Below are 24952 nucleotides of genomic sequence, written 5' to 3' on the forward strand. Positions count from 1 at the left end.
GCACATCACGAACAGACAGGACACCCGCTGCATGAACGCCCCTTCCGGCCAGCGCCGCCCGGCCGGCATCGCCCAGGTCGACCAGCTGTATGGCTTCGACGACATCATCGACACCCGTTCGCCGGCCGAATTCGCACTCGACCATGTACCGGGCGCCATCAACTGCCCGGCGCTCGACAATGAACAGCGGGCGGAAATCGGCACGCTGTACAAGCAGGTGTCGCCCTTCGTCGCGCGGCGTCGCGGCGCGGCGCTGGTGGCGATCAATATCGGCCGTCACCTGCTCGAACGCTTCCAGGACAAGGGGCCGGACTGGCGGCCGCTGATCTACTGCTGGCGCGGCGGCAAGCGCAGCGGCGCCTTCGTCACGATATTCCGCCAGGTCGGCTGGGATGCCCACCAGCTCGAAGGCGGTTACAAAGCCTATCGGCGCGACGTGCTGGCGCGGCTGGCGGCACTGCCGGCCGCTTTCGATTTCCGCGTGGTCAGCGGCCCGACCGGCAGCGCAAAGAGCCGCGTGCTCGAACGCCTCGCCGCACGCGGCGAACAGGTGCTGGACCTGGAGGCGCTGGCGGCGCACAAGGGCTCGGTACTCGGCCGCCAGCCCGGCATCGACCAGCCGCCGCAGAAACTGTTCGAGTCGCGCCTGCTGCACGCACTGTCGGCACTCGACCCGGCGCGCCCGGTGTTCGCCGAGGCGGAAAGCCGCCGCATCGGGTTGGTCACCGTGCCGGACGCACTGATCGAGCGGTTGCGTGCCGCCCCCTGCATCCGCATCGAAGTGCCCGCCTCAGCGCGGACCGAATTCCTGCTGCGCGACTACGATTACATGACGCAGGATCCCGAAGCGCTGATCGAGCGGCTGGAGCGCCTGATCGAGCTGCGCGGCCGCGAAACCGTAGCGGCCTGGTCCGCACTCGCGCGCACCGGGCAGTGGGCCGAGCTGGTTGTGGGTCTGCTCGAACAGCACTACGACCCACTGTACCGTCGCTCGCAGTCGAACAACTTCAGCCGCCACACCGATGCCCCGACCGTCACCGCCGAGCGGCTGGACGATGCAGGCATCGATCGGCTGTCCGGTCAGATCGCAGCCGCCTCGGCTCAGTTCAGCACCGGCAGCACGTCCGAACGCACCGCACAGATGCGCTGAATCATCGCCGGCGCTGGACGGGCGATCTCGCCCTGTTCGAAAGCGATCACGCTGCCCCAGCCACGCACCCAGTCCAGCAGCTCATGCGGCCGCAGCAGGAAATCCGGGTTCGACGGCTTGCCGAAGCGCGCATTGCCGTCCATGAAGGTTTCGTAGATCAGCAGGCCGCCCGGCTTGAGCAATGCGGCGACGCGGTCCAGCCGCGGCCGGAACAGATAGCGGGTCACCACCACGGCATCGAAGCAGGCTTCGCCCCACGGCCAGTCGCCGCCCTCGAGGTCGGCGCACAGCGTACGGATGCGCGGCTGCCCGTCCAGCGCCGCCAGCGCCGCGGCGTCGCGGTCGGCCGCCAGCACGTTCAGGTCGCGCCCGGCCAGCCAGCGCGCGTGGCGACCGCCGCCGCAGGCCAGGTCGAGCACGTCGGCGCCAGGCGGGATCAGTGCGCCGAAACGCACCACCCAGTCCGACGCGTCCTGCATTGAAAAATGAGGATGAGATGCCATCTGCGGGCCCTTATTCGGGTTTTCGTGTCGAGGGGCCGCATTATCATCCCGGGCATACCAAGGACAATAATGTTCCGCTCTCCGGACCTTCCGCCGCCCACCCGTGGCGCACGGACATTCTTTCTGTGGCGCGCACTGCCGCTCGCCCTGCTCGCCGCAGCGCTCGCCGCCACCGAGTCGCTGCCGGTCGGGCTCGCGGTGCTGGCCGCCAGCCTCGGCATCGGCGTGCTCGCGCTGCGCGAACAGGACCGGCTGTCACGGGAGGTCGAGCAGCACCGGCTCGACGCCGCCCGCCTGCGCGACTACACCGATCTGGCAACCGACTGGCACTGGGAAACCGACGCCGCGCTCCGGCTGCAGTATTCGCGCGCCGAAGGTCACCTGGCCAGCGCACTGGACCAGCGTGCCGTGCGCAACCGTCGCCTGTGGGAAATCAACGCCCTGTCGCCGGTGCACGGCGACTGGGAGGAATGTCATCGCCAGTTCCAGAGCGGCAAATCGCTGCAGCTTCATCTTGTGCTGCACCGGCCGGACGGCGTGGTGCGCCACATCGAGCTGCGCGGTCGCCCGATCACCGACGGCAGCGGCCAGCTGTGCGGTTATCGCGGTACCGGCCGCGACGAAACCGCCTTCGTGCAGTCGACCCGGGCGCTGCGAGAGGTCGAGACGCGACACCGCGAAATGGTCAATCACCTGCGCGAAGTCATCTTCCGCATCGACGCACGCGGCCGCTTCACCTACCTGAACCGCGCCTGGGAAACCTTGACCGGCCAGCCGGTGAACCAGGCCATCGGCCAGCGCATCCTGCGCTGGCTCAGCAAGGACGAGGCACGCTATCTGCTGGCGCGGCTCGAGCCGATGCTCGACGGCCGCCGCGATTCGATGCAGATCGAGGTGCGCACCGGCACCGGCAGCGCGTCGGCGCGCTGGCTGGAAATCGCCATCGGAGCCCGTTTCGACGGCAACGGGAAGCTCGAAAGCCTGTCCGGCAGCATCGAGGACATCACCCAGCGCAAACAGGCCGAAGCAACGCTGTACGACATGAATGCGGAGCTTGAGCGCCGCGTGAAGCGCCGCACCGCCGAGCTGGAGGCGTCCAATCGCGAACTGGAAGCCTTCTCGTACTCGGTATCGCACGACCTGCGCAACCCGCTGCGCGCCATCGACGGCTTCTCGCAGATCATCCTGGAAGATTATGGCGACCAGCTGGACGCGCAGGCGCACAGCCACCTCGCGCGCATCCGCGCCGCCTCGCAGAAGCTGTCGACGCTGATCGACGACCTGCTCGAACTGGGCCGGCTCACGCGTACGCCGATCAGCCGCGCCGAGGTCGACCTGTCGGCGCTGGCGCGCGCCATCATGCGCGACCTGCGGGCGGAATCGCCGGAACGCGAGGGCAAGCTGGCCATCGGCATGCATCTGATGGCGCGCGTCGACCCGATGCTGGCGCGCGTGCTGCTGGAGCACCTGCTGCGCAACGCCTGGACCTTCACCGCACGGCGCGAAACCGCGGAAATCGAGTTCGACGCCCGACTGCGCAACCGCGAGGTGGTGTTCCACATCCGCGATAACGGCATCGGCTTCGACATGGCGCACGCGGCACAGCTTTTCAAGCCTTTCAACCGGTTGCACGACCAATCGGACCGCAGCGGTACCGGCATCGGTCTGGCCACCGTGCAGCGCATCGTCAATCGCCACGGCGGCCGCATCTGGGCCGAAGGCGCACCGGACAAGGGCGCCTGCTTCTACTTCACACTGCCCGACCCGACTCACTGACGGCAGCGGGCGCAAGGATGTAGGCTGCGCACCACACTCGCCGCGAAGTGTGGATTTCCACAAGCGGCATTTATGCTGCAATGCAATATACTGGGGTCCAACGTGCACGGGCGCACTGCTCACGGAAGCGCACAGGGCGGACACCCCACACTGCCTGAAAGCCTTCCCAGACACGGGAGTTCATGATGCAGTACGAGCACTATCTCAAATCCATGTTCGAGCCGCAGTCGGTGGCCATCATCGGCGCCAGCGAGCGGCCGGACTCGATCGGCGCAGTCATCGTCCGCAACATGCTGGACGCGCAGTTCAGCGGCGAGTTGCACGCCATCAATCCGAAACACAAAACGGTTTTCGGCGTGCCCTGCGTGGCGCGCATCGACGACCTGCGCAAGCGGCCCGACCTCGTCATCATCTGCACGCCGGCGCGCACGGTGCCCGGCCTGATAGACGAATGCGGTCGCGCCGGCATCAAGGCGGCCATCGTGATCAGCGCCGGTTTCGCGGAAACCGGTCCGGCCGGCGCCGAACTGGTGCGCCGCACCCGCTCCGCCGCCAAGCGCAACGGCGTGCGCATCATCGGCCCAAACTGTCTGGGCCTGATGCGCCCGTCGCTGGGCCTGAATGCCACTTTTGCGCGCTCGCCCGGCAAGGCGGGCAGCATCGGCCTCATTTCGCAGTCGGGCGCCGTGTGCACAGCACTGCTCGACTGGGCGCAGTCGAACGGCGTCGGCTTCTCGACCGTCGTGTCGCTGGGCGCCTCGATCGACCTCGATTTCGGCGAAATCCTCGATTACATGATTGCCGACCCGAAGACGGAAAGCATCTTCATGTACATCGAGGGCATACGCGACGCGCGCCGCTTCATGAGCGCGGTGCGCGCCGCCGCCCGCGTCAAGCCGGTGCTGGCGATCAAGGTCGGCCGTCATCCGGCCGGCACCAAGGCGGTCGCCTCGCACACCGGCGCGATGGTGGGCGCCGACGACGTGTTCGACGCCGCACTGCGCCGCGCCGGCGTCGTGCGGCTGTCGACGTTGGGCCAGATGTTTTCCGCCGCCAACGCGCTGTTCACGGGCTTCAAGCCGGCCGGCAAGCGGCTGGCCGTCGTCACCAACGGCGGTGGCCCGGGCGTGATGGCCGCCGACCGTGCAGCCGACCTCGGCATTCCGCTGGCGCAGCTGGCGCCGGAAACGCTGGAAGCGCTCAACAGCGCGCTGCCGCCGACCTGGTCGCACGCCAACCCCATTGATCTGATCGGCGACGCCGACGACGCGCGCTACCGCGCCGCGCTGGAAGCGGTGCTGGCCGACCCCGGTGTCGATGGCGTGCTCACGCTGCTGACGCCGCAGGCGATGACGCATCCGACCGCGGTGGCGGAGGCGGTGATCGATATCGCCAAGACCGCCAACAAGCCACTGATGACCTGCTGGATGGGCTGCGATCAGGTGCGCGCCGCGCGCTCGCTGTTCGAGGCCGCGCACATCCCGACCTTCCGCTCGCCAGAGCCGGCGGTCGAACTGTTCCACCACATCTCGTCCTACTACCGCAACCAGCAGCTGCTGCGCCACGCACCCGCCTCGCTGGCGCAGGACCTCGATCCGCCGTCGGTGGAATCGGCCCGGCTGGTGATCGAAACCGCACTGTCCGAGCGGCGCACCGTGCTGACCGAGATGGAATCGAAGGCACTGCTGGCCGCCTTCCGGATACCGATCGCGCAGACCGTCGTGGCGCGCAGCGCTACCGAGGCCATGGTGTACGCCGAGGAGATGGGCCTGCCGGTGGCGATGAAGATCGACTCGCCGGACATCACGCACAAGAGCGACGTCGGCGGCGTGCGCCTGCATGTCGATAACCTGCGTTCGGTACGCGACTGCTGGCAGGAACTGATGGCCGAAGTCGGCCGCCGCAAGCCGGACGCCCGACTGCGCGGCGTGTCGATCGAGCCGATGGTGAACAAGCGTAATGCGCGCGAGCTGTTCGTCGGCGTGGTGCACGACGACGTGTTCGGCCCGGTCATCAGCTTCGGCCACGGCGGCACGAGGGTCGAGGTATTGCGCGACCGCGCGGTGACGCTGCCGCCGATCAACGTCGAACTGGCGCGCGACGCCATCCAGCGCACCCGCGTGTCGGCCATGCTGGGCGAATTCCGCGGCATGCCGGCGATCGACATGGAAGCGCTCGAACGGGTGCTGATCCGCGTATCGGAAATGGTGTGCGAGCTGCCGTGGATACGCGAGATGGACATCAATCCGCTGCTGGTCGACGAGAGCGGCTGCGTGGCGGTGGACGCCCGCATCATCCTCGCCGACGTGCAGCCGACGGCCACGCCCTATTCGCACATGGCCATCCACCCGTATCCGGCACGGCTTGAGCACGTGGTGAACCTGCCCAACGGCACGCGCGCCATCATCCGCCCGATCCGGCCGGAAGACGCTGATCGCGAAGCCAAGTTCGTGCGCGAGTTGTCGGCGGAAACGCGCTACCTGCGCTTCATGAGCACGATCAAGGAGCTGCCGCCGCAATTGCTGGCGCGTCTCACGCAGATCGACTACGACCGCGAAATGGCGCTGGTCGCGGTCAGCGAGGGCGAAACCGAGGAACAGCTGGGGGTCTGTCGCTACGTGGTGAATCCGGACGGCGAAACCTGCGAATTCGCCATCGTCATCGCCGACGCCTGGCAGCGTCAGGGCCTGGCCCGCATCATGATGAATCTGCTGATCGAAGCGGCGCGCGAGCGCGGCCTCAAGGTGATGGAAGGCGTCTTCCTCGCCAACAACGAACGCATGCTGCGTTTCGTGCAGAGCCTGGGCTTCCACATCAACCGCGATCCCGAGGACAGTTCGCTGGTGAATGGCGAACTGCTTCTGCGCCCGGCATGAGTGCAGCGCCCGCCCGGTGCACGTGGTGTGGGCAGGACCCGCTCTACGTCGAGTACCACGACAGCGAGTGGGGCGTGCCGGTGCGCGACGAACGCGAGCTGTTCGAGCGCCTGATACTGGAAGGTGCGCAGGCCGGACTGGCCTGGATCACCATACTGCGCAAGCGCGAGGGCTACCGCCGCGCCTTCGCCGGCTTCAACGCGCAGCGCATCGCCCGCTATGACGAAGACGACCGGGCGCGGCTGATGGCCGACGCCGGCATCGTGCGCAACCGGCTCAAGATCGACGCCACCATCGGCAATGCGCGCGCGCTGCTGGCGCTGCACGAGCGCGGCGGATCGCTGGGCGATCTGCTGTGGGACGCGGTGGGCGGGCAACCGATGGTGAATCACTGGCGGCGCCTCGGCGACTGCCCGTCGAGCACGCCGCTGTCCGACCAGCTGTCGAAGGAACTGGCACGGCTGGGCTTCCGCTTCGTCGGCAGCACCATCGTCTATGCCTGGATGCAATCGGTGGGCGTCGTGAATGACCACCTGGTCGACTGCTTTCGCCACCGCGAACTGATCCGTCCGCTGGACTGAAAAGCCGGCGGTGTTCAGCCGACCGCGCGCAGCGGCCGGCTTTCCTCCGCCTGGAAGGCGTCCAGCCCGCGCCAGCCGCCGATGAAGGCCGCAATCTGCGGCTCCGGCAACGGTCTCGACATCAGGTAGCCCTGCGCATAGGTGCACTCCTTGCCAGCCAGCGCCGCCCACTCGGCCGCCGTTTCGACCCCTTCGGCCGTGGTGTCCAGACGCAAGGCGTCGGCCAGATTGATGATGGCGCGCACGATAGCGCCACCGCCCTCCTCCTCGTTCAGGCTGGTGACGAAGGAGCGGTCTATCTTCAGCTTGGTCATCGGGAAGCTGCGCAGATAGGCGAGCGACGAATAACCGGTGCCGAAATCGTCGAGCGCGATGCCGATGCCCAGCGCGCGCAGCGTGCTCAGCGTGTCGCGCGCCGCCGCACTGTCGTGGATCAGCAGCGACTCGGTCACCTCGATTTCCAGCCGATCCGGCGCAAGGCCGCTCTGCGTCAACGCATCGCGGACCACCTCGACCACCGCGCCGCGCGCGAACTGGACGGCGGACACATTGACCGCCACATGCATGTCGTCCGGCCAGCGCACCGCGGCCAGGCAGGCCTGCTCCAGCGCCCAGCGGCCGATGGGCACGATGAGGCCGGTTTCCTCGGCCAGCGGAATGAACTCGCCCGGCGACACCAGGCCGCGCTGCGGATGGCGCCAGCGGATCAGCGCCTCGAAACCGGCGACGCGGCCACTGCGCATGTGGATCTGCGGCTGATAGTGCAGTTCGAATTCGTCACGTTCCAGCGCCCCGAGCAGATCGCTGTGCATGCTCAGGCGACGGCGTGCGCGCTCGTCCATGTCCTGTTCGAAGAAGCGCCAGGTATTGCGTCCGGCGGCCTTGGCCGCGTACAGCGCCATGTCGGCATTCTTCAGCAGCGCATCCGGGTCACTGCCGTGCTGCGGCGCCAGCGCGATGCCTATGCTGCTGCCGATCTGCACGCTGACGCCGTCGATCAGGACCGGCGACGCGAAGGTGTCGAGCAGTCGCTGGGCAAGTTCGGCTGCACCCTCCGGTGTGCGGCAGCCCCAGCAGATCAGCGCGAATTCGTCGCCGCCCAGCCGCGACAGCACGTCGCCGGCGCGGATGCGCTCCTGCAGGCGCTGCGACACCAGTTGCAGCACACGGTCGCCGGCGGCATGGCCGAGCGAATCGTTCACGTTCTTGAAATCGTCCAGATCAAAGAAGTACAGCGCGCACGGCCGCGCCTCCTCCGAACCGGCCGGACGGATCGCCGCCAGCTGGTTGCGGAAGTGGTGCCGGTTGGCCAGCCCGGTCAGCGAATCGAAATTGGCCAGCGTCGACATTTCCAGCGCTGCGCGACGGCTGTCGGTGATGTCGGAGCACACGCCGCGCCAGCCAGCGTGGTGACCGCCCTCATCGAACAGCGGTTTGGCGGTGAGCGCCCACCAGCGTCGTTCGCCCTCCACCACTAGCGCCACCTGCACGTCGCGGAAGGGCACTGGCTGCATCAGATGCGCGGCCAGCGTGCTCAACGCGTCGCGCTCGGCGTCGTTCATGTCGCGGCCGCCCTGGGCGAACAGCTCGATGAAGGGCTGCGCGCGCAGTTCGTCGAGCGAGCGACCGAAGGTTTCGGCCAGCCGCGCCGACACGTGCTGCAGGAAGCCGTTGCGGTCGGTGTCCCATAACCAGTCGCTCGAATGCGCCTCGAAGTCGTGCAGCAGCAGGCCGACCAGCTGCTTCTGCCGCTCCGCCTCGGCTTCGGCCAGCAGCCGGGCGCCGAAGGTGCGGGCGCTGGCGATGGCGCAGGCAAGCGCCAGCGCGGCATAGAAATTCATCAGCACCACGAGATCGAGGTTGCGGACCGGGTGGTCGATGACGAAGGAAAGCGAACTGGAGGCACACAACAGCAGTACATAGAGCACGGCTGCACGTGGAATGTTGGCCAGCACGAAGCTGCCGGCGCACATCATGCCGCCCGAGATCAGCGTGACCAGCAGCGCGCTGTCGGCCTCGGCGCGGGTGAAGAACAGCAGCGACGGCACCGACCACAGCAGTGCCAGCACGCCAGCGTGCAGCGCGGCGCGGCGTATGGCGCGCTCGGACGCCCGCACGGGCGGCGAGGCCTGATCGCGGCGCCAGGCACGCAGCGTCGAGCGCATCGCGACGGTCAGTGCGGCCAGCCACAGCAGCAGCACCCACGGCGGCTCGCTGCCCCAGAACACGACCACGATGAGCAGCGCATTGAACAGATTGGCGGTCAGCGTGAGCGGTGCAAACCGGAGCACCGAGCGCAGTTGCTGCGCTCGGATGCGGGCGGCCAGATGCGCATCGGCATTGCGTGTGCCGATGACGTCATCCAGCCAGCGATTCAGCCGCGCGGCGAGGCCCGCGGTGCTCGACGAGGCGGTTCCGGTTGTGCGCATGATCTGCAGACTCTTCTTTCCGGGACATGGCCCGCTGCGGCCACCCCTGCTTGAACATCGATCCGACGCGTTGCTTCGCTCATATCGGCGCGGCGTCGCGCGGACTTGAACGCGCAGCGGCGCGAGTCGCTGCCGCAGCGCAGCAGATCGACGGTCGCTGCGCCTGCGTCCGGCCGGGCCGAGCGCACGCCACGCCTGTGCTTGAAGTGCCGCATTCCTCGGCACGATGGCGCCGCCGGGCATAGAATGCGCGCCTGTGCTCGCCGGACCCGTCGGTCCGGCGACAGTCCGGTCCGAGCATGCCCACCCCGCGAACCCTCAACACCTCATCGCTGACGGCGCTGTACGACGCCGAGGCGCTGCGACGCATCGAGCGCCATTACGCGCCCGCCAGTTCGCCGCGCCTGATGGAGCGCGCCGGTGCCACCGGTGCGGCCAAGGTGATGCAGATTCTCGGCGGGCGCCACGGTCGCGTGCTGGTCATGTGCGGCCCCGGCAACAACGGTGGTGACGGCTTCGTGCTGGCGCGCCAGCTGCGGCAGACCGGTTTCGACGTCGTCGTCGCCTATCAGGGCGACGAGCACCCGCAGGCCAGCGACGCGGTGTCGGCGTGGGCGTCGTGGCGCGCCACCGGTGGTGTCACCGTGCCGCGACTGCCGCGCGGCGACTTTTCCATCGTCGTCGACGCGCTGTACGGCATCGGCCTGACGCGCCCGATCGAGGGCGAACACGCGGCCTGGATAGACGCGGTCAACGACATGGACTGCCCGGTGCTCGCCATCGACGTACCCAGCGGCCTCAACGCCGACACCGGCGCCGTGCTCGGCCGCGCGATCCGCGCCTCGCACACCGCAACGATGATTGCGCTGAAGCCCGGACTGCTTACGCTGGACGGCCCCGACCACTGCGGCGAGCTGTCGGTGCACGACCTCGGGCTCGACTGCGCCGCCGTCGTACAGCCGTCCGGCTGGCAGGTCGGTCGCGGCCTGTTCGACCACCTGCTGCGGCCGCGTGCGCGCAACAGCCACAAGGGCACGCACGGCAACGCGGTGTTGGTCGGCGGCGCGCGTGGCATGGCCGGCGCCGCGCTGCTGGCTGGCCGCGCCGCGCTGAAGGTGGGCGCCGGGCGCGTCTATGTCGGCATGCTCGACCACGCCGCACTGCCGCTCGACCCGGAACAGCCGGAACTGATGATCCGCACGCCGGCCGACGTGCTGGCGGGCGATCTCGCCACCTGCGTGGCGATCGGCCCCGGCCTGGGCCAGAGCCCGGCCGCACTCGACCTGATGCGCGAGGCTGTGCTGTCGCCGGCCACGCTGGTGCTCGACGCCGACGCGCTGAACCTGCTGTCGCAGCACGCGGATCTCGAAAAAGCGTTGGTCGAACGGGGCGCGGCGACGCTGCTGACGCCGCACCCGATGGAAGCCGCCCGCCTGCTCGGCAGCACGACTGCCAAGGTGCAGCATGACCGCATCGCTGCGGCACGCGAGATGGCGCGCCGCTTCCGCGCCTCGGTCGTGCTGAAGGGCTGCGGCAGCGTGCTGGCGCTGCCGGACGGACGCTGGTTCATCAACACGACGGGCAATCCGGGCATGGCGTCGGCCGGCATGGGCGACGTGCTGACCGGCCTGATCGCCGGCCTGCTGGCCCAGGGCTGGCCGGCCGACCTCGCGCTGATCGGCGGCGTGCACCTGCACGGGTTGGCCGGCGACCGCCTGGTCGCACTGGGCAAGGGACCGAACGGCCTGACCGCCGGCGAGGTGATCGAGTCGGCCCGTGCCGCCTTCAACGCACTGATCGCCGGTGCCGATCTGCAGGAAGTCGGCCATATCCACCTCTGAACGCAGGCACCCGCTGATCGGCGTTGCCTTCATGCTGGCCGCGCTGTTCTGTTTCGCCGTGCTGGACACCACCGGCAAGTACCTGTCGCAGCGCTACCCGGTCGGCGTGCTGGTGTGGGCGCGCTACTTGGTGCCCGCCATCGTGCTCGGCGCGGTGCTGTGGCCGCGCATGCGGCGCAACCTGCTGGCAACGCCGCGCTGGCGGCTGCAGATACTGCGGGCCGCACTGCTGGCCGGCGTGTCCTTCCTGATCATGGGCGGGCTGAAGACGATACCGATGGCCGAGGGCACCTCGCTGTTCTTCGTCACGCCGCTGATCGTGACGCTGCTCGCCGGGCCGGTGCTGGGCGAACGGGTGACGGCCGCCAACTGGATGCTGGCGCTGTTCGGCTTCTCCGGCGTGCTGCTGATCGCGCGCCCGGACGGTCATCTGCCGCTGCTGCCGGTACTGATGCTGCTCGGCGGCTCGCTGCTGTATGCGTTGTACCAGCTGGCCACGCGCAAGCTGGCGCCGACCGAGCGGCCGCTGACCACGCTCTACTACACCGCGCTGGTCGGTGCGACGCTGTCCTCGCTGGCGCTGCCGGCGGCCGCGCACAGCGAACTGCCGGGGCCGGTCGACGCGCTGCTGGTGGTGTCGCTGGGCGTGTCCGGCATGGCCGGCCACTTCCTGCTGATACGCGCGATGGCTTTCGCGCCGGCGTCGGTGCTCAGCCCGCTCATTTACGTGCAGCTGGTGTGGGCGACGCTGATGGGCTGGCTGGTGTTCGGTGACCTGCCGGGGGCGAGCGCCGTCGGCGGCGCCGGCCTCATCGTCGTCTGCGGACTGGCCAGTGCCTGGCTGGCCCACCGGCGCTGACGCTCAACCGGCGGCCAGTTCGAGCGGCTGCGGCGTGTTGGCCGCGTCGGCCTGCAAGCCCTCGCCGAGACTGCATGCCCGGTTAGACAGCTCGCCCAGCTGCCGGCTCTGCAACAGCGCCTCGATCTCGCCCGCCGGCACCGGCCGCGAGAAGTAATAACCCTGTATCAGGTCGCAGCCGAGCGCTCGCAGCGCGATCACCTGCTCCGAGCGCTCGACGCCCTCGGCCACCACCTCCATGCGCAGCGAATGGGCGAGGCGGATGACGGCCTCGACCACATGGCGCGCCTCGGTGACGTGGTCCATATCGATGACGAAGGTGCGGTCGATCTTGAGCTGACGCGCCGGCAGCCGGCACAGATAGGCGAGGCAGGAATAGCCGGTGCCGAAGTCGTCGATCGACAGCGTGACGCCCATCGCCTTCAGTTCCTCCAGCACCCGCCGCACGCTGGTCGAACTTTCCATCACCACCGACTCGGTGATCTCCAGCGCGAGCAGGCCGGGATCGATGTCGAATTCGTCGATGCAGGCGCGCACGCGCTCGACCAGATCGGGCTGTCTGAACTGCTGCGGCGACAGGTTCACCGCCACCGGTATACGCCGGCCGGCGTGCATCCAGCTGCGTATCTGGCCGCAGGCCTCACGCAGCGTCCAGAAGCCGATCGCATTGATCAGTCCGAAGCGCTCGGCCACCGGGATGAACTCGACCGGCGGCACCATGCCGCGCTCCGGGTCCTGCCAGCGGATCAGCGCCTCGACACCGCGCAATTCGCCATCGACCGCACTTACCTTGGGCTGGTAGTGCAGTACGAACTCGTCGTTGTCGAGCGCACGGCGGATCGCACGCTGCATGCCGAGGATGTCGGCACCGCCGCCGTCCATGTCCTCGCAGTACAGGCGCCAGGTGTTGCGACCAGCGTGCTTGGCGGCGTACATCGCGGTGTCGGCGCAGACCAGCACGCGATTCTCGTCGCCGTCGTCGGGAAACAGCGCGACACCGACCGACGCCGACACCTGTATCTCATGGGTGCCGATCAGCATCGGCTGGCTGGCGGCATCGACCAGGCGCTGCGCCAGCCGGCCGGCACCTTCGGCATCGATCGCGCCCTCGGACAGCATGACGAACTCGTCGCCGCCGATGCGGGCCACCAGGTCGCCTTCACGCAGACCGTTGCGCAGCCGGCGCGCCACGCACTTGAGTACCTCGTCGCCGACGTGGTGACCGAGCACGTCGTTGACCGGCTTGAAGCCATCGAGATCGACGAACAGCACCGCCAGTCGCGCCCCTCGCCCCCGCACGCGCTCGGCCGCCTCGGCCAGCGCGGCATCGAAATTGACGCGGTTCGGCAGATCGGTCAGCGGGTCGTGCAGCGCCGCGTGCATCAGTTCGCTGTTGGCCGCCTTCAGACGCATCGCGAGCTGCCGCGTGCGATGTTCCATGCGGGCATCAAACAGCGCGGCGACGCTGCCTATCCAGGTGAAGCCGATGGCCGCGACGGCGATGGTCAGCCCCAGCCAGGTCGGATCGATCTCGTGCTTGGCCAGGCTGACCGCATTCGCCTCGAAGCGCACGGCCGCCATGCAGATGTAGTGCACTGCGCACAGCACGAGCCCGATAGCCATCGACGCCAGCACCTTGAACAGATAGAGCGCGCGACCATCGAGCGCACGCATCCTGAGCAGTGCGCGGGCGGTCGCCGCTGCCAGCGCCCAGGCCAGCAGCACGGCCAGCGCCAGCAGACCCGGACGGTATCCGACCGCCGGTTCGATACGCATCGCCGACAACGCAAGGTGGAACACCATCACGATACCGGCGCCGACGACCAGGGCCAGCGGAGCGCGCAGTCGCTGCGCCGGTGCCAGCCGACTGACGCAGAGCAGCGCGAACAGCGATACGCCGACCGATATCAGCCAGGACTGCACGGTGATGATCAGGTCAAAGCCGGTCTGCATCGGCAGCGCATAGGCGAGCATGCCGACGAAGTTCACCGACCAGATGCCGGTTCCGAGCACCAGCGCACCGGAAAAGAGCCAGATGCGCGCGGCGCGCCGGTCGGTGCTATGGATGCGTTGCGACAGATCGAGTGCGGACCAGGCAGCCATCACCGCCACCAGCAGTGACAGTGCAACCAGAAGCGGGTGGTATTGCCCTGTCATGGCAGCAGCGCCCCGCATCGACAGGGCGATGCCGGGCCGCGCGCCAGCGGCGCGTCCACGTGGATGAACATTTCCTTCTCCCCAAAAGGACGATGCGAGCGGAGCCTGTTCGAGTCGGCTCTCGTATTGATTCCCCTGCTACGGCAGCGAGCAGCGCAACTTTAAGCATGGCGGCGCGCACGTGAAGCCGATTCGTGACGAACTTGGGAGGAAGGCCGGATTGCCTGTGCCAGCCTTGCGGCTCGCATGGGCCGGGGCAGGCCGATGCTAGAATGCGCCGCGACAAATACAGAAGACGAGCCATGCGGGAAAACGATCAGCTGTCCATCGAAATACAACGCAACGTGTCGCAGGCGCTGGCCGAGGACGTCGGCACCGGCGACCTGACCGCACGGTTGATCCCGGCCGGACGCGCCGCCACCGGCATGGTGACAGCGCGCGAGGAAGCAGTGCTGTGCGGCCGCGACTGGTTCGAAGCCTGCCTGCGTGCGCTCGACCCGAAAGCGACCGTCGCCTGGCATGTGGCCGAAGGCGAGTGGGTCGCGCCGGACCAGCGGCTGTGTGAAATCCTGTCGGAAACCCGCGCCCTGCTCACCGCCGAGCGTGCCGCGCTGAACTTCGTCCAGCTGCTGTCGGCCACCGCCACCATCACGCGTCGCTTCGTCGACGCCATCGCCGGCACCTCGGCACGCATCGTCGACACCCGCAAGACCCTGCCCGGCCTGCGGCTGGCGCAGAAGTATGCGGTCACCGTCGGCGGCGGCCTGAATCACCGCATGGGACTGTACGACGGCATCCTGATCAAGGAAAACCACATCATGGCCGCCGGCGGCATCCGCCCGGTACTGGCGCGCGCGCGCGGCATCGCACCGTCGAATGCCTTCATCCAGATCGAGGTCGAGACGCTGGCCCAGTTGGGCGAGGCGCTCGACGCTGGCGCCACCATGGTGCTGCTCGACAACATGTCCATCGAACAGATGCGCGAAGCGGTCGCCATCAACGCAGGTCGCGCCGAACTCGAAGCGTCCGGCGGCGTGAACCTCGACCGCGTGCGGGCGATCGCCGAAACCGGCGTGGACCGCATCTCCATCGGCGTCCTGACCAAGAACGTCCGCGCCATCGACCTTTCACTTCGCCACGTCGAACGCTGAGCGTCCGGCGCCAGCCCCTACTCGCGGAGATTCCGTCTGATGTGGTTCATCCTGTACTACGTTGTGGCGATCACGGTGCTCATCCTGCACTTCACCGGCTTCCTCGCCCGCAACAACCTCGAATGGCTGGTGTTCGTACTGGCCGTCACCGTCTTCCCGGCCGTGCTCTATCTCTGAGCGCGACGCGCCCCGTCGAGCACACCCCGCGCCATTGCCTCGATGGCGGTCGCATCCCGGTATGCGCGCCGCTTGCGCTGCGTCAAGTCAGCCTGGATCCCAAGCCGTGCCTGAACGTGTATAAGCTGCGGAACGAGAACTACTTCTTCGAACTTGCCGGCGGCCAGCGCCGTCCGGGTGACGGCCGCGCGGCCCTGCTGTCCGCCATGAATTCACTCCGATGCTGCTGACGATAGACGACCTGCTGTCCGGCGAAGAAGTCGCCGCCCTCCGCGATCTGCTCGACCGTTCCGAGTGGGCCAGTGGCGCCCTCACCGCCGGATCGCAGGCGACGGTCGTGAAGAACAACCAGCAGGTGCCGGAAAGCGCCCCGACGCTGCCGGAGCTGCGCCGGCGCGTGCTGGCGGCGCTGAACCGCGAACCGCTGTTCTTCAGCGCCGCACTGCCGGCGAAGATACTGCCGCCCTTCTTCAACCGCTATGCCGGCGGCAGCAACCGCTACGGACAGCACATCGACAACGCGATGCGCGCGATGCCGGACGGCAGCGGCTATGTGCGCGCCGACCTGTCGGCCACCCTCTTCCTCGCCGATCCGGATGAGTACGACGGCGGCGAACTGGTGATCGACGACACCTTCGGTCGGCACAGCGTCAAGCTGCCGGCCGGCAGCCTGGTGCTCTACCCGTCGTCGTCGGTGCACGAGGTGACGCCGGTGACGCGCGGCGCCCGCATCGCCTGCTTCATGTTCATCCAGAGCATGGTGCGCGACGCCGAGCAGCGCCGCCTGCTGTTCGACCTCGACATGGAACTGCTGACGCTGCGCCAGCAGCTGGGCGAAACGCCGTCCATGGTCAAGCTCACCGGCATCTATCACAACCTGCTGCGCCGCTGGGGTTCGGCCTGAACGCGCCGCTCAACCTGCCGCAGTCGATCGCCGGCTACCGCGAGCGGGCGCGCGAACTGCTGCATCCGGACATCTGGCACTACCTCGACGGCGGCCGCGACACCATATGTGGTCGCGCCAACCGTGCAGCGCTCGACGCCATGCCGCTGTGGCCGCGACCGCTGACCGACGTGCGCGGCGGCCATACGCGGATCGAACTGTTCGGCGAAATGTTGGGCCACCCGCTGCTGCTGGCGCCGATCGCCTACCAGCGCCTGCAGCATCCGGACGGTGAGTGTGCGAGCGCAATGGCGGCCGCGGCGCAGGACGGGCAGATGGTCGTCAGCACGCTGGCCAGCCAGCCGCTTGAACAGATCGCCCGTGCGGCCGAGAAACCGCTGTGGTTCCAGCTCTATTGGCAGGGCGACCGCGAGCGCACGGCACGCCTGCTCGATCGCGCGCTCGCCGCCGGCTATCGCTGCGTGGTGTTCACCGTCGATGCGCCAATCAAGCTTGCGGCCTCACCGCTGCCGGCCGACGTGCACGCGGTGAATATCGACGCTCCGGTCGGCCGCCAACTGCAGCCAGGGCAGAGCGAGGTGTTCGACGGCTGGATGGGCGACGCGCCCGGCTGGGACGACCTCGCCTGGCTGCGCGCGCGCACGCCGGTGCCGCTGCTGATCAAGGGTGTGCTGCACGCGGCGGACGCCGCGCGCGCCGTCGATCGCGGTTGCGACGGGGTTGTCGTGTCGAACCACGGCGGGCGTGTGCTGGACTGCGCGCCACCGGCCCTGTCCTGCCTGACGGCGGTGATCGCTGCGGTCGGCGACGACGTGCCGGTGCTGTTCGACAGCGGCATCGACAGCGGAGCCGATGCGCTGCGCGCGCTGTCGCTCGGCGCCCGCGCGGTGCTCGTCGGACGCCCCTGTCTGTGGGGTCTGGCCGCTGGCGGCGCGCTCGGCGTCGCGCACGTGATCCGGCTGCTGCGCGACGAACTGGAAATGAGCATGGCGCTGTGCGGCTGCGCCACGCTGGCTGACGTCAGCGCAGATAGGTGCGGCTGATCTCGCGGAATTCTTCGGACCCTGCCGCGCCCAGCCATTCGAAGGCGACCATTTCGCGCGACACGATGACAACGCCGTGCTGGCGCAGACGCTCCAGCGCAAGGCCGCGGTTGGACGGGTCGCGCGAGGCGACGCAGTCGGCGACGACGAACACCTGACGGCCGCTGGACTGAAGATCCATCGAGGTCTGCAGCACGCAGATGTGCGACTCGATGCCGCATACGATGACCTGCGGCCGCGCCTCGTCCAGCAAGGGTTTCAGGCAGCCGTCGGAAACGCATGAAAAATGCATCTTGGGTACGATGGATTCGGCCGGGATCAGGTCGCGCAGGGTCTGCACCGTCGGCCCGAGGCCCTTTGGATACTGCTCGCTGACCAATACCGGGACCGACAGCCGCTGTGCGATCTTCACCATCCACACGACGTTGTCCAGCAGGCGGTCGGCGTCGTCCATCGCCGGCAGCAGGCGCTCCTGCATGTCGATCAGCAGCAGCGAGGAACGTTGGCGGTCAATCAGCATTTGATGCACTCCATCGGCAAGGCAGCGGCGCAGCGTAGCAGGCCGGCCCGACGGTGAAAACCCGTTGCGTCAAAGAACCAGCATGGTAGTGATCGACAGCTCGTCGAGCTGCGCGAGCTCTTCGGTTTCCTGCCACGCACGGTACTCGAACACGCCGGCCGCCACGGCGAGCACCAGCGCGGCGAGCGCAACGCCCGTCACCCAGCGCGGGCACGCCGACGCGGCACGACGCGGCGCGCCGTCCCGCACGCGTGCCGTCAGTGCGGCATGCACCGGCGGTGGCGGCAGCGAACGCAGTGCGCTGCGCAGCGCGTCATCAGAAAATCGTTCAGTCATCGTCGGTCTCCCCGGCCAGCAGGGCCTTCAGGCGCGTGCGCGCCCGGAACAGCAGCTGATGCGCGGCATTGTCGGCAATGCCGAGCTCGCGCGCGATCGCTGCCACATCGTACTCCTGCCAGGCCCACATCATCAGTGCCGCGCGCTGGCGCTCGGGCAGACCTGCCAGGGCGGCGCGCAATGCGCCGCTGCGCGCCGCCGCCTGCCAGTGCTCCTCCGGCGTGGGCTGCGGATCGGCCAGCGATTCGAGTTCCGCCTCGTCGGCGCGCGGCCGGCTGCGCCTGAAGCGGTCCATGCACAGGTTGCGCACGATGCTCAGGAACCAGGTGGACAGCTGCGCCCTTCCCTCGAAGCGCCCTGCGTGCTGCCACAGGCGGCAGAACGCCTCCTGCACGACGTCGTCGGATTCGGCGGCGTCGCCGGTCAGTTTCCAGGCCAGCGCATGGGCTGGCGGCAGCAGGCGTTTCACCAGTTCGTCACTGGCCACCCGCTCACCCGCCCTCGCCTGCTGCAGCAACAGCGCGTCGCTGCGCCAGCCGGTCGGCAGCAGCACACCGAAGCCGGACAGCGCGCCCTCAGCGTTCAAGTTCACGTTTGAGCCGCCGGCGTTCTTCGGGTGTCATCTGCTCGAGCATTTCGCGGCGCTCGCGCAACAGCGCGCGCCGCTCGTCCGGCGACAACGATTGTATGTAGGCGCGCCGTTCGGCGCGCAGGCGCTCGCGTTCGGTCGCGCTCATCGATCTCCAGTCCTCGCGCAGCCGCTCGCTCATTTCCCGGCGCTGTTCCGGCGGCAGCGACGACAGACGCTCGCGCAGCCGGGCGCGGAACTCGCGCCGCTCCTCTGGCGTGGCCGCCTTCAGCTTCTGCCGCAGTTCGTGCGCCTGCGCTTCCCGCCGGTCGGCGGGCAAGGCACTCCAGGCACCCGGGTCCGGCACCGCCGGCACTTCGGCCTGCGCGACACCTGCCCAGAGCAGGCCACACAGCAGGGTCAGACGAAAGATCATCATCGCAAGCAGAAGGATGGACACGACAGTTTGACGCCGCGGCGCGGCATTCCTTACGCGCCTGAGCGCACATTACATCCGCTTACAGCGGCGGCGCGTAAGGGCCGGCCAGGGCGACGCGTCTCACGGTCACAGCAGACGCATCCCGCCGACGCTGAACCTGCGGAGAACACCATGAAACTCATCCCCGGCCTGCTCGCCATCACCCCCCTGCTCGTCGCCGGCAGCGCGCTGGCGCAGACGCCCTCCGAGCGCATGGAGCAACGCATCGACGCGCGTCAGGTACGGCAGGAACAGCGCATCGACCACGGCGTCGAAAGTGGCAACCTCACCCAGCGCGAGGCAACGCGGCTCGAACACCAGCAGGCGCACATCGATCACGCCGAAAACCGGGCACTGGCCGACGGCTCGCTGAACAGGAAGGAGGCGCTGCGCATGGAAAAGATGCAGGACCGCGCCAAGCGCAGCATCCGCCACCAGAAGCACGATCGCCAGCACACGCGCTGAATGCGCTGCCGCGCGCGGGACACTCAGCCGGCGGCAAGCTCGTCGCGCGGCTGTGCCAGCGCCTGACTGACCGCGCGTTCGAACATCGGCGCCGCATCGACGATACGCGCTTCGCCCCGCGCCAGCTGCAGCGCCAGCGCGTCGGGCGCAATCGAGGTGGCCCGCGGCGAACCGGGATTGGTGAACAGATAGATGCCACGCTGCGGACTGACCCAGTTCAGGCGCATGCGCGAAAAACTGCCGTCGGGCTGCTTGAACTCGACCCAGTCGCCACGCTTCAGCTCGGCCACCCGGCCTTCGTCGGCAATATCGAGATGCGCCGGCAGATTGAGCGAAATGTCCTCGTACTCGAGGCCATCCTGCTCGACGTGCTCTGTCACCACCTCGGGCGCCGGCACCGCGTCATTCGCCGAGCCCTCGCCCGGCACCCACTGTTTCACCGGGGGCGGTGCGCCAGGCGTCGCCCCTGGCTTGATCCACTGTGCGTGCAGATCGAACAGGCCGTTGAGCAGCAGCAACTTGTCGGCCGGATGCGCTTCGGCCGTGTCGAAACCCTGATTCAGCCGGCGCAGCAGGCCGGGCAGCGCCTGCACCAGCTTGCGCCGCTCTTCCGGATCGCTCTTCGGCTGCACGCTCCAGATCAGTTCGTCGGCCGTCACCAGAGCCTGCCGGTAATCGACCTCGGTATCGGTTCCGCGCTCGGCAAGCGTGCGCAGCAAGCGGCGCCAGACGCCGTCGAGCAGGTTCTGCACCACCGCAGGCAGCGGCGTGCGCAGACGGTCGTCGACGGCGTCGTCGGCGGCGCGACGCGCATCGTCGCGGCGCAGACGTTCCTGTTCGCGCTCTTCGGCCAGACGGGCGGCCGTTTCGGCACGCTGCGACTCCTCGGATTCGAGCGCCTCGATGAAGCTTTCGAGATCGCTGTTGCAGGCCTCGAACAGGCTCATGTCGCGCTCGAAGTCGCGCAGGATGCGATCGACGATTTCCGCCAGCTTCACGTACAGCGGATCGTCGTGGCCGACATCGCGGCCCCAGCGCAGCATGGCCTGAGAAATGAGATCGAGCAGGCGGCGCGCCGGGTGCGCCTTGCTGGAGAAGAAGCTGCGATCCAGCATGGCCACCTTGACCAGCGGGATCTGCAGCCGGCCGACCAGTGCCTTGATCGGATCGGCGATGTTCGCGTCGTCGAAGATGAGGTCGAACAGCATCGCGACGATGTCGACCGTGATCGCGTCGAACTGCCCCAGATGCCGGCCGAGATCGGAACTGCGGAAATCGCGCAGAACATTGACCGGAACGGGAAGCCCGACACCGGAACTCACCGGCAGATGATCGGCCTCGGCCTGCAACGCGCTCAGCGCCTCGAACACGAAGGGCGAGGCCGGCGTGAAGCCGGCGGCGGGCCCGCTGCCGCCGGCAGCCGGCATCGGAATGCCCTGGGCAGCCATCTGACCCTGCACCAGCTGGGCCAGCATCGCATAGATGTCGCCCTCGCCATCGAAACCGCCAACGCCCGACATCGACGGATCGCCGAAGCCCTGATGCATCGACGCCGTGCCGAAACCCTGCGTCATCGACGCGCTGCCGAAGCCCTGTACCGATGACACGGTGCCGAAGTCCGGCCGCGGCATCGCGGCCTGCTCGCCACCCGGTGCAGGCCCGGCGCCGCGCGGCCGCGCCCCTGCCATCGGTGCACGCCGGAACCCGCGGCGCAGTCCGGGCAGCACGTTCTGGCGCACCAGACGGGTATTCAGTTCCTGGTAGAGACGGGCCAGCTCGTTGGAAATCTGCTGTTCGAGCGATTGCAGCAGCACCAGCCGCATCTGCACGCCCGGGTCGACCTCTTCGGACGCCGCGCGCAGCGCGTTGGCAATGGCCTCGGTACCGATCGGGTTGTCGGCATCGGTCGGATCCTGCTTGCCGAGCAGGCTGCCCAGTCGCTGTTCGACCGCGTACAGATCCTCGTCGCAGTGTTCCTTCAGCTTGCGGGTGATCTCGCTGACCGCCAGATCCTGGGTCAGCACGTCCTCTTCGACCAGGCTCAGTTCGTCGAGCGATTTCGGCGTGGCGGCGGCGGAGGCCTTCAGCGGCTCACCGCGCACGCGGGCGTCGAAATAACGCGAAAGATTGTCGATGAAGGCCTGCTCGATGCCGGCCCAGTTCTCGCGGGCCTTGCCGCAGGTGAACATGTAGAGGTTGCGCTGGTCGCGGTCGAGCTCGGCTTCTGCACGCGCGACCAGATCTTCTTCGATCTTGGTCAGCATGCCGTGCAGCGATTCGCGCAGACGACGCAGCGTGAAATCGCGGCAGTCGTTGATAACGCGTCCGCGTTCGGGCGGCAGATTGGGAGGCATCGGTGAAGCGGCGCTCATTGTTTACCTTTGCGGTCGCTCAACGCGACGTGAAAAGGCCGAAACCCGGGCAAGTTTCAGGTCGGAGCGCAACCTGTGGCGCAGTATAGCGGCGGCCCCGCTGTCATGGGGTGTCGTCACCCTGTAGACCGGAAACTTTGCGTCGCCGTCTTTCGACGGGTTTGCCCTGGTTCAGCTGTTATCAGATTTCACCGAAATTAACGGTCCGCCGGGCGCGGACTTGAGGCCCTCCCCGGCGGTCGAGCCGATCACACCTGTAGTGTCGCGATGATGGAATCGATTTCCTCCTGCGACTCAGCGACCACCGCGTCGAGCGTTTCGTTGTCGATGTCGGCGGTGACCGTCTCGGCGATCGCCGCGTCGTGCTCCGCCGTCGCACTGCAGAACGGGTTGGGGAAGGCCGCCATGCTCTCGGCCAGGAAAAGAACGTCGGCCAGCGAACGCGGCGGCACGACCGGACCCGTGATCGACGGATCGTCGACCGCATCAATGATCTGGGTCGGCACCTTCAGCGATTCGAGCACTGCGCGACCGACACTGCGGCTGAAACTGAACATCAGGCCGCTCAATTCCTCCTCGCGCTGCAGCAGCGCCGGGAAGGCGGACGCCCGGGCCAGCAGGTAGAACTGGCCGATCTCGTGCACGACGCCGGCGAACATCGCCGCATCGGCGTTCAGTCGGGACAGCCGGCGCGCGATCACGAAGCTGAGTGCCGACACGTGAATCGTGTGCTGCCACAGGTCGTGCGTCATCACACGCAGCCGCTCGTCGGCACGCGCGTCGACCATCTGGCGGACGATGAGCGACATCGTGAGCATGCGGATCGGCTCGGTGCCGACCCGGTTCACAGCAGTGCGCACGTCGGTGATTTCGTTGCCGCTGCGGTTGTAGGCGACCGAGTTGGCCAGACGCAGCGCTTTCGCGCTCAGCACCGGCTCGGCGCCGACCAGGCGCGCGACCTCGTTGATGTTGATGTCCGGATTCTCGAGCGCCTGGCGGATGCGCAGCGAAACGTCGATGCTGGTCGGGAACACGATGTCCCCCGATTCCAGTTCGGCCGAAAGTCGTTGCAGTGCTTCAAGCGATGCGTTCACCGGCTCACCCATGAGTTGTCCCCGTACGTACACAGTTCGATGTACGGGTCTACGGCAGGCCGGCGGATGTCTTGAATCCGTGGGGCGACCGCCCCTGCGCTCAGCCGGCGTGGCGCGCGATGTAATCCTTCATGGCCGCCACGTCGGCATCCATCACCTCGAAACGCTGCGGCAGCGATTCCAGGTTTTCCATGCCGGCCGGGCGTACCGGTTCGCGACCCAGGGCCTCGACCACGGTTTCCGAGAACTTTGCCGGCAGCGCAGTTTCCAGCACGATCATCGGCACGCCGGCCTCGCGCCGCTCCAGCGCGACCTTGAGGCCGTCGGCGGTGTGCGTGTCGATCGCGCGCCCCCAGCGTTCGTTGGCCAGCCGCATCGTGGCGACGCGGTGCGCATGATTGCTGGCACCGGACTGGAATCCGTATTCGGACGCCACTTTGCCGAACAGCGACGACGCCGACAGATCGAACGGACGGCCGCGATCGACCTCGCCCCACATCGCCCGCACCGCCTCCGCATCGCGGCCGGTCAGGTCGTAGATGAAGCGCTCGAAATTGCTGGCCTTGGAAATGTCCATCGACGGGCTGGTCGTGTGCAGCGTTTCCGCGGTGGCGCGCGGACGATAGACGCCGGTGCGGAAGAACTCGTCGAGCACGTCGTTCTCGTTGGTCGCGACCACCAGGTGACGGATGGGCAGGCCCATCATGCGAGCGATGTGGCCGGCGCACACGTTGCCGAAGTTGCCGGACGGCACGGTGAAGCTCACTTGTTCGCCGTTGTGCTTCGTCGCCGCGAAATAGCCCTTGAAGTAGTAAACGACCTGGGCCGACACGCGCGCCCAGTTGATCGAATTGACCGTGCCGATGCAGTACTTCGACTTGAAATCGAGATCGTTGGACACCGCCTTGACCATGTCCTGGCAGTCGTCGAACACGCCGCGCACCGCGATGTTGAAGATGTTCGGATCCTGCAGGCTGAACATCTGCGCCGTCTGGAAACGGCTCATCTTGCCGTGCGGGCTCAGCATGAACACGCGCACGCCGTGCTTGCCGCGCATCGCGTATTCCGCGCTGGAGCCGGTGTCGCCGGACGTGGCGCCGAAGATGTTCAGCTGCTGGCCGCTTTTTTCCAGCGCGTACTCGAACAGATTGCCGAGCAGCTGCATCGCCATGTCCTTGAACGCCAGCGTCGGACCGTTGGACAGTTCGAGCAGATGCAGGCCGGACTCCAGCGTGTACAGCGGCGTGATGTCGCGCGCATCCGACCCGGACACCGTGTTTCGATACACCTCCGGCGTATAGGTGCGGTCGATCAGCGCCTTCAGGTCGGCGGCCGGAATGTCGTCGGCGAAGCGCGACAGGATGGCGAAGGCGAGCTGGCGGTAATCCATGCCGCGCATCGCTTCGAGATCGGTCACGGTGAACCGCGGGTACCGCACCGGCATGGCGAGACCGCCATCTTCCATCAGGCCGCCCAGCAGGATTTCGGTGAAGCGCTTCTGCGGCGCCTGGCCGCGGGTGGATACGTAGTACATCGCGTCGTGCATCGGATTCGTGGTCGAAAGGCGGCGCGCGGAGCACGCGCAGGGGGCATTAATCTAGCACAGGGCGCTGCCCGGCCCGCGCCGGCGTGCGCTGTGGTTATGGGTACATGTTCGCACCACAATGGGGCA

General features: G+C 67.8%; 21 protein-coding genes and 1 riboswitch. Of the genes, 11 read left to right on the top strand and 10 right to left on the bottom strand.

All coding sequences use genetic code 11. From position 1 onward, the window contains the following. Positions 1–31: 31 nt before the first annotated feature. Positions 32–1150 carry a tRNA 2-selenouridine(34) synthase MnmH gene (mnmH, locus tag AC51BJ_RS03290; RefSeq protein WP_496279316.1) on the top strand — a complete coding sequence of 373 codons (1119 nt, stop codon included), beginning with the start codon at positions 32–34 and terminating at the stop codon, positions 1148–1150. Here mnmH and AC51BJ_RS03295 read toward each other — a convergent pair. Continuing rightward, positions 1102–1629 (bottom strand): class I SAM-dependent methyltransferase, encoded by a 528-nt coding sequence (locus AC51BJ_RS03295; protein ID WP_304003400.1) that lies wholly within the window; start codon positions 1627–1629, stop codon positions 1102–1104. The genes mnmH and AC51BJ_RS03295 overlap by 49 nt on opposite strands. Positions 1630–1722: 93 nt before the next feature. Between AC51BJ_RS03295 and AC51BJ_RS03300 the strand changes: the two genes are divergently transcribed. The 3 genes from AC51BJ_RS03300 to AC51BJ_RS03310 all read left to right on the top strand — a co-directional run bounded on the left by AC51BJ_RS03300 (position 1723) and on the right by AC51BJ_RS03310 (position 6886). Then, positions 1723–3429: a sensor histidine kinase gene (locus AC51BJ_RS03300; protein ID WP_496279317.1), complete on the top strand. Its 1707-nt coding sequence runs from the start codon at positions 1723–1725 to the stop codon at positions 3427–3429. Between the two features lie 185 nt (positions 3430–3614). Continuing rightward, positions 3615–6305, top strand: a complete 2691-nt coding sequence (locus AC51BJ_RS03305; protein WP_496279377.1) for a bifunctional acetate--CoA ligase family protein/GNAT family N-acetyltransferase — start codon at positions 3615–3617, stop codon at positions 6303–6305. Next, positions 6302–6886, top strand: a complete 585-nt coding sequence (locus AC51BJ_RS03310; RefSeq protein ID WP_496279318.1) for a DNA-3-methyladenine glycosylase I — start codon at positions 6302–6304, stop codon at positions 6884–6886. The genes AC51BJ_RS03305 and AC51BJ_RS03310 overlap by 4 nt, the downstream gene beginning before the upstream one ends. A 14-nt stretch (positions 6887–6900) precedes the next feature. Here AC51BJ_RS03310 and AC51BJ_RS03315 read toward each other — a convergent pair whose 3' ends face one another. Continuing rightward, a complete protein-coding gene (locus tag AC51BJ_RS03315) occupies positions 6901–9315 on the bottom strand; it encodes a putative bifunctional diguanylate cyclase/phosphodiesterase (protein ID WP_496279319.1) in 2415 nt (804 codons plus the stop codon). 299 nt (positions 9316–9614) lie between these two features. On the opposite strand from AC51BJ_RS03315, the gene AC51BJ_RS03320 reads away from it, so the two are divergent. Both AC51BJ_RS03320 and AC51BJ_RS03325 read left to right on the top strand, forming a co-directional pair. Continuing rightward, a complete protein-coding gene (locus AC51BJ_RS03320; RefSeq protein ID WP_496279320.1) occupies positions 9615–11156 on the top strand; it encodes an NAD(P)H-hydrate dehydratase in 1542 nt (513 codons plus the stop codon). Next, on the top strand, positions 11119–12015 hold the full coding sequence (locus AC51BJ_RS03325) for a DMT family transporter (protein WP_496279321.1): 897 nt from the start codon (positions 11119–11121) through the stop codon (positions 12013–12015). The genes AC51BJ_RS03320 and AC51BJ_RS03325 overlap by 38 nt, the downstream gene beginning before the upstream one ends. Before the next feature lie 3 nt (positions 12016–12018). On the opposite strand, the gene AC51BJ_RS03330 is transcribed toward AC51BJ_RS03325, so the two are convergent. Beyond that, positions 12019–14172: a putative bifunctional diguanylate cyclase/phosphodiesterase gene (locus AC51BJ_RS03330; protein WP_430434206.1), complete on the bottom strand. Its 2154-nt coding sequence runs from the start codon at positions 14170–14172 to the stop codon at positions 12019–12021. 302 nt (positions 14173–14474) lie between these two features. Between AC51BJ_RS03330 and nadC the strand changes: the two genes are divergently transcribed. From nadC to AC51BJ_RS03350, 4 genes are all read left to right on the top strand, one after another. After that, a complete protein-coding gene (nadC, locus tag AC51BJ_RS03335; RefSeq protein WP_304003303.1) occupies positions 14475–15323 on the top strand; it encodes a carboxylating nicotinate-nucleotide diphosphorylase in 849 nt (282 codons plus the stop codon). A gap of 39 nt (positions 15324–15362) precedes the next feature. Continuing rightward, positions 15363–15500: a hypothetical protein gene (locus tag AC51BJ_RS03340; protein ID WP_008059032.1), complete on the top strand. Its 138-nt coding sequence runs from the start codon at positions 15363–15365 to the stop codon at positions 15498–15500. Between the two features lie 220 nt (positions 15501–15720). Continuing rightward, entirely contained in the window at positions 15721–16404 is a 684-nt protein-coding gene (locus AC51BJ_RS03345; protein WP_496279322.1) for a Fe2+-dependent dioxygenase, read from the top strand. Positions 16405–16508: 104 nt separating this feature from the next. Next, a complete protein-coding gene (locus AC51BJ_RS03350) occupies positions 16509–17447 on the top strand; it encodes an alpha-hydroxy acid oxidase (protein WP_496279378.1) in 939 nt (312 codons plus the stop codon). On the opposite strand, the gene AC51BJ_RS03355 is transcribed toward AC51BJ_RS03350, so the two are convergent. The 4 genes from AC51BJ_RS03355 to AC51BJ_RS03370 all read right to left on the bottom strand — a co-directional run bounded on the left by AC51BJ_RS03355 (position 17425) and on the right by AC51BJ_RS03370 (position 19331). Then, positions 17425–17967, bottom strand: coding sequence for a hydrolase (locus AC51BJ_RS03355; RefSeq protein WP_304003297.1), 543 nt, complete (start codon positions 17965–17967; stop codon positions 17425–17427). The genes AC51BJ_RS03350 and AC51BJ_RS03355 overlap by 23 nt on opposite strands. A 69-nt stretch (positions 17968–18036) precedes the next feature. After that, positions 18037–18303 carry a hypothetical protein gene (locus AC51BJ_RS03360; protein WP_430434209.1) on the bottom strand — a complete coding sequence of 89 codons (267 nt, stop codon included), beginning with the start codon at positions 18301–18303 and terminating at the stop codon, positions 18037–18039. Continuing rightward, positions 18296–18895, bottom strand: coding sequence for an RNA polymerase sigma factor (locus AC51BJ_RS03365; protein ID WP_304003293.1), 600 nt, complete (start codon positions 18893–18895; stop codon positions 18296–18298). Before AC51BJ_RS03365 ends, AC51BJ_RS03360 begins: the two co-directional genes overlap by 8 nt. After that, complete coding sequence (locus AC51BJ_RS03370; protein WP_430434211.1) at positions 18879–19331, bottom strand: DUF3106 domain-containing protein; 453 nt, start codon at positions 19329–19331, stop codon at positions 18879–18881. The genes AC51BJ_RS03365 and AC51BJ_RS03370 overlap by 17 nt, the downstream gene beginning before the upstream one ends. 150 nt (positions 19332–19481) lie before the next feature. Between AC51BJ_RS03370 and AC51BJ_RS03375 the strand changes: the two genes are divergently transcribed. Beyond that, positions 19482–19814, top strand: a complete 333-nt coding sequence (locus AC51BJ_RS03375) for a hypothetical protein (RefSeq protein WP_430434212.1) — start codon at positions 19482–19484, stop codon at positions 19812–19814. Positions 19815–19837: 23 nt separating this feature from the next. Here AC51BJ_RS03375 and AC51BJ_RS03380 read toward each other — a convergent pair whose 3' ends face one another. The 3 genes from AC51BJ_RS03380 to thrC form a co-directional block, all read right to left on the bottom strand. Further along, on the bottom strand, positions 19838–22186 hold the full coding sequence (locus tag AC51BJ_RS03380; protein ID WP_496279323.1) for a DUF1631 family protein: 2349 nt from the start codon (positions 22184–22186) through the stop codon (positions 19838–19840). Between the two features lie 87 nt (positions 22187–22273). Next, a riboswitch (cyclic di-GMP riboswitch) is annotated at positions 22274–22362 on the bottom strand. Between the two features lie 72 nt (positions 22363–22434). Further along, on the bottom strand, positions 22435–23280 hold the full coding sequence (locus tag AC51BJ_RS03385; RefSeq protein ID WP_304003285.1) for an HDOD domain-containing protein: 846 nt from the start codon (positions 23278–23280) through the stop codon (positions 22435–22437). Positions 23281–23380: 100 nt separating this feature from the next. Beyond that, positions 23381–24826 (bottom strand): threonine synthase, encoded by a 1446-nt coding sequence (thrC, locus tag AC51BJ_RS03390; protein WP_496279324.1) that lies wholly within the window; start codon positions 24824–24826, stop codon positions 23381–23383. Positions 24827–24952: the final 126 nt, after the last annotated feature.

It is taken from the genome of Methyloversatilis sp. S146-33 (assembly GCF_059552495.1).

Bases quoted from the DNA above. Each gene is read 5' to 3' on its own strand.
- AC51BJ_RS03330 (WP_430434206.1), bottom strand. From the start codon at position 14,172: ATGACAGGGCAATACCACCCGCTTCTGGTTGCACTGTCACTGCTGGTG.
- AC51BJ_RS03320 (WP_496279320.1), top strand. From the start codon at position 9,615: ATGCCCACCCCGCGAACCCTCAACACCTCATCGCTGACGGCGCTGTAC.
- AC51BJ_RS03305 (WP_496279377.1), top strand. From the start codon at position 3,615: ATGCAGTACGAGCACTATCTCAAATCCATGTTCGAGCCGCAGTCGGTG.
- AC51BJ_RS03360 (WP_430434209.1), bottom strand. From the start codon at position 18,303: ATGACTGAACGATTTTCTGATGACGCGCTGCGCAGCGCACTGCGTTCG.
- AC51BJ_RS03300 (WP_496279317.1), top strand. From the start codon at position 1,723: ATGTTCCGCTCTCCGGACCTTCCGCCGCCCACCCGTGGCGCACGGACA.
- AC51BJ_RS03375 (WP_430434212.1), top strand. From the start codon at position 19,482: ATGAAACTCATCCCCGGCCTGCTCGCCATCACCCCCCTGCTCGTCGCC.
- AC51BJ_RS03380 (WP_496279323.1), bottom strand. From the start codon at position 22,186: ATGAGCGCCGCTTCACCGATGCCTCCCAATCTGCCGCCCGAACGCGGA.
- AC51BJ_RS03345 (WP_496279322.1), top strand. From the start codon at position 15,721: ATGCTGCTGACGATAGACGACCTGCTGTCCGGCGAAGAAGTCGCCGCC.
- AC51BJ_RS03310 (WP_496279318.1), top strand. From the start codon at position 6,302: ATGAGTGCAGCGCCCGCCCGGTGCACGTGGTGTGGGCAGGACCCGCTC.
- AC51BJ_RS03340 (WP_008059032.1), top strand. From the start codon at position 15,363: ATGTGGTTCATCCTGTACTACGTTGTGGCGATCACGGTGCTCATCCTG.
- mnmH (WP_496279316.1), top strand. From the start codon at position 32: ATGAACGCCCCTTCCGGCCAGCGCCGCCCGGCCGGCATCGCCCAGGTC.
- nadC (WP_304003303.1), top strand. From the start codon at position 14,475: ATGCGGGAAAACGATCAGCTGTCCATCGAAATACAACGCAACGTGTCG.
- thrC (WP_496279324.1), bottom strand. From the start codon at position 24,826: ATGCACGACGCGATGTACTACGTATCCACCCGCGGCCAGGCGCCGCAG.
- AC51BJ_RS03315 (WP_496279319.1), bottom strand. From the start codon at position 9,315: ATGCGCACAACCGGAACCGCCTCGTCGAGCACCGCGGGCCTCGCCGCG.
- AC51BJ_RS03355 (WP_304003297.1), bottom strand. From the start codon at position 17,967: ATGCTGATTGACCGCCAACGTTCCTCGCTGCTGCTGATCGACATGCAG.
- AC51BJ_RS03295 (WP_304003400.1), bottom strand. From the start codon at position 1,629: ATGCAGGACGCGTCGGACTGGGTGGTGCGTTTCGGCGCACTGATCCCG.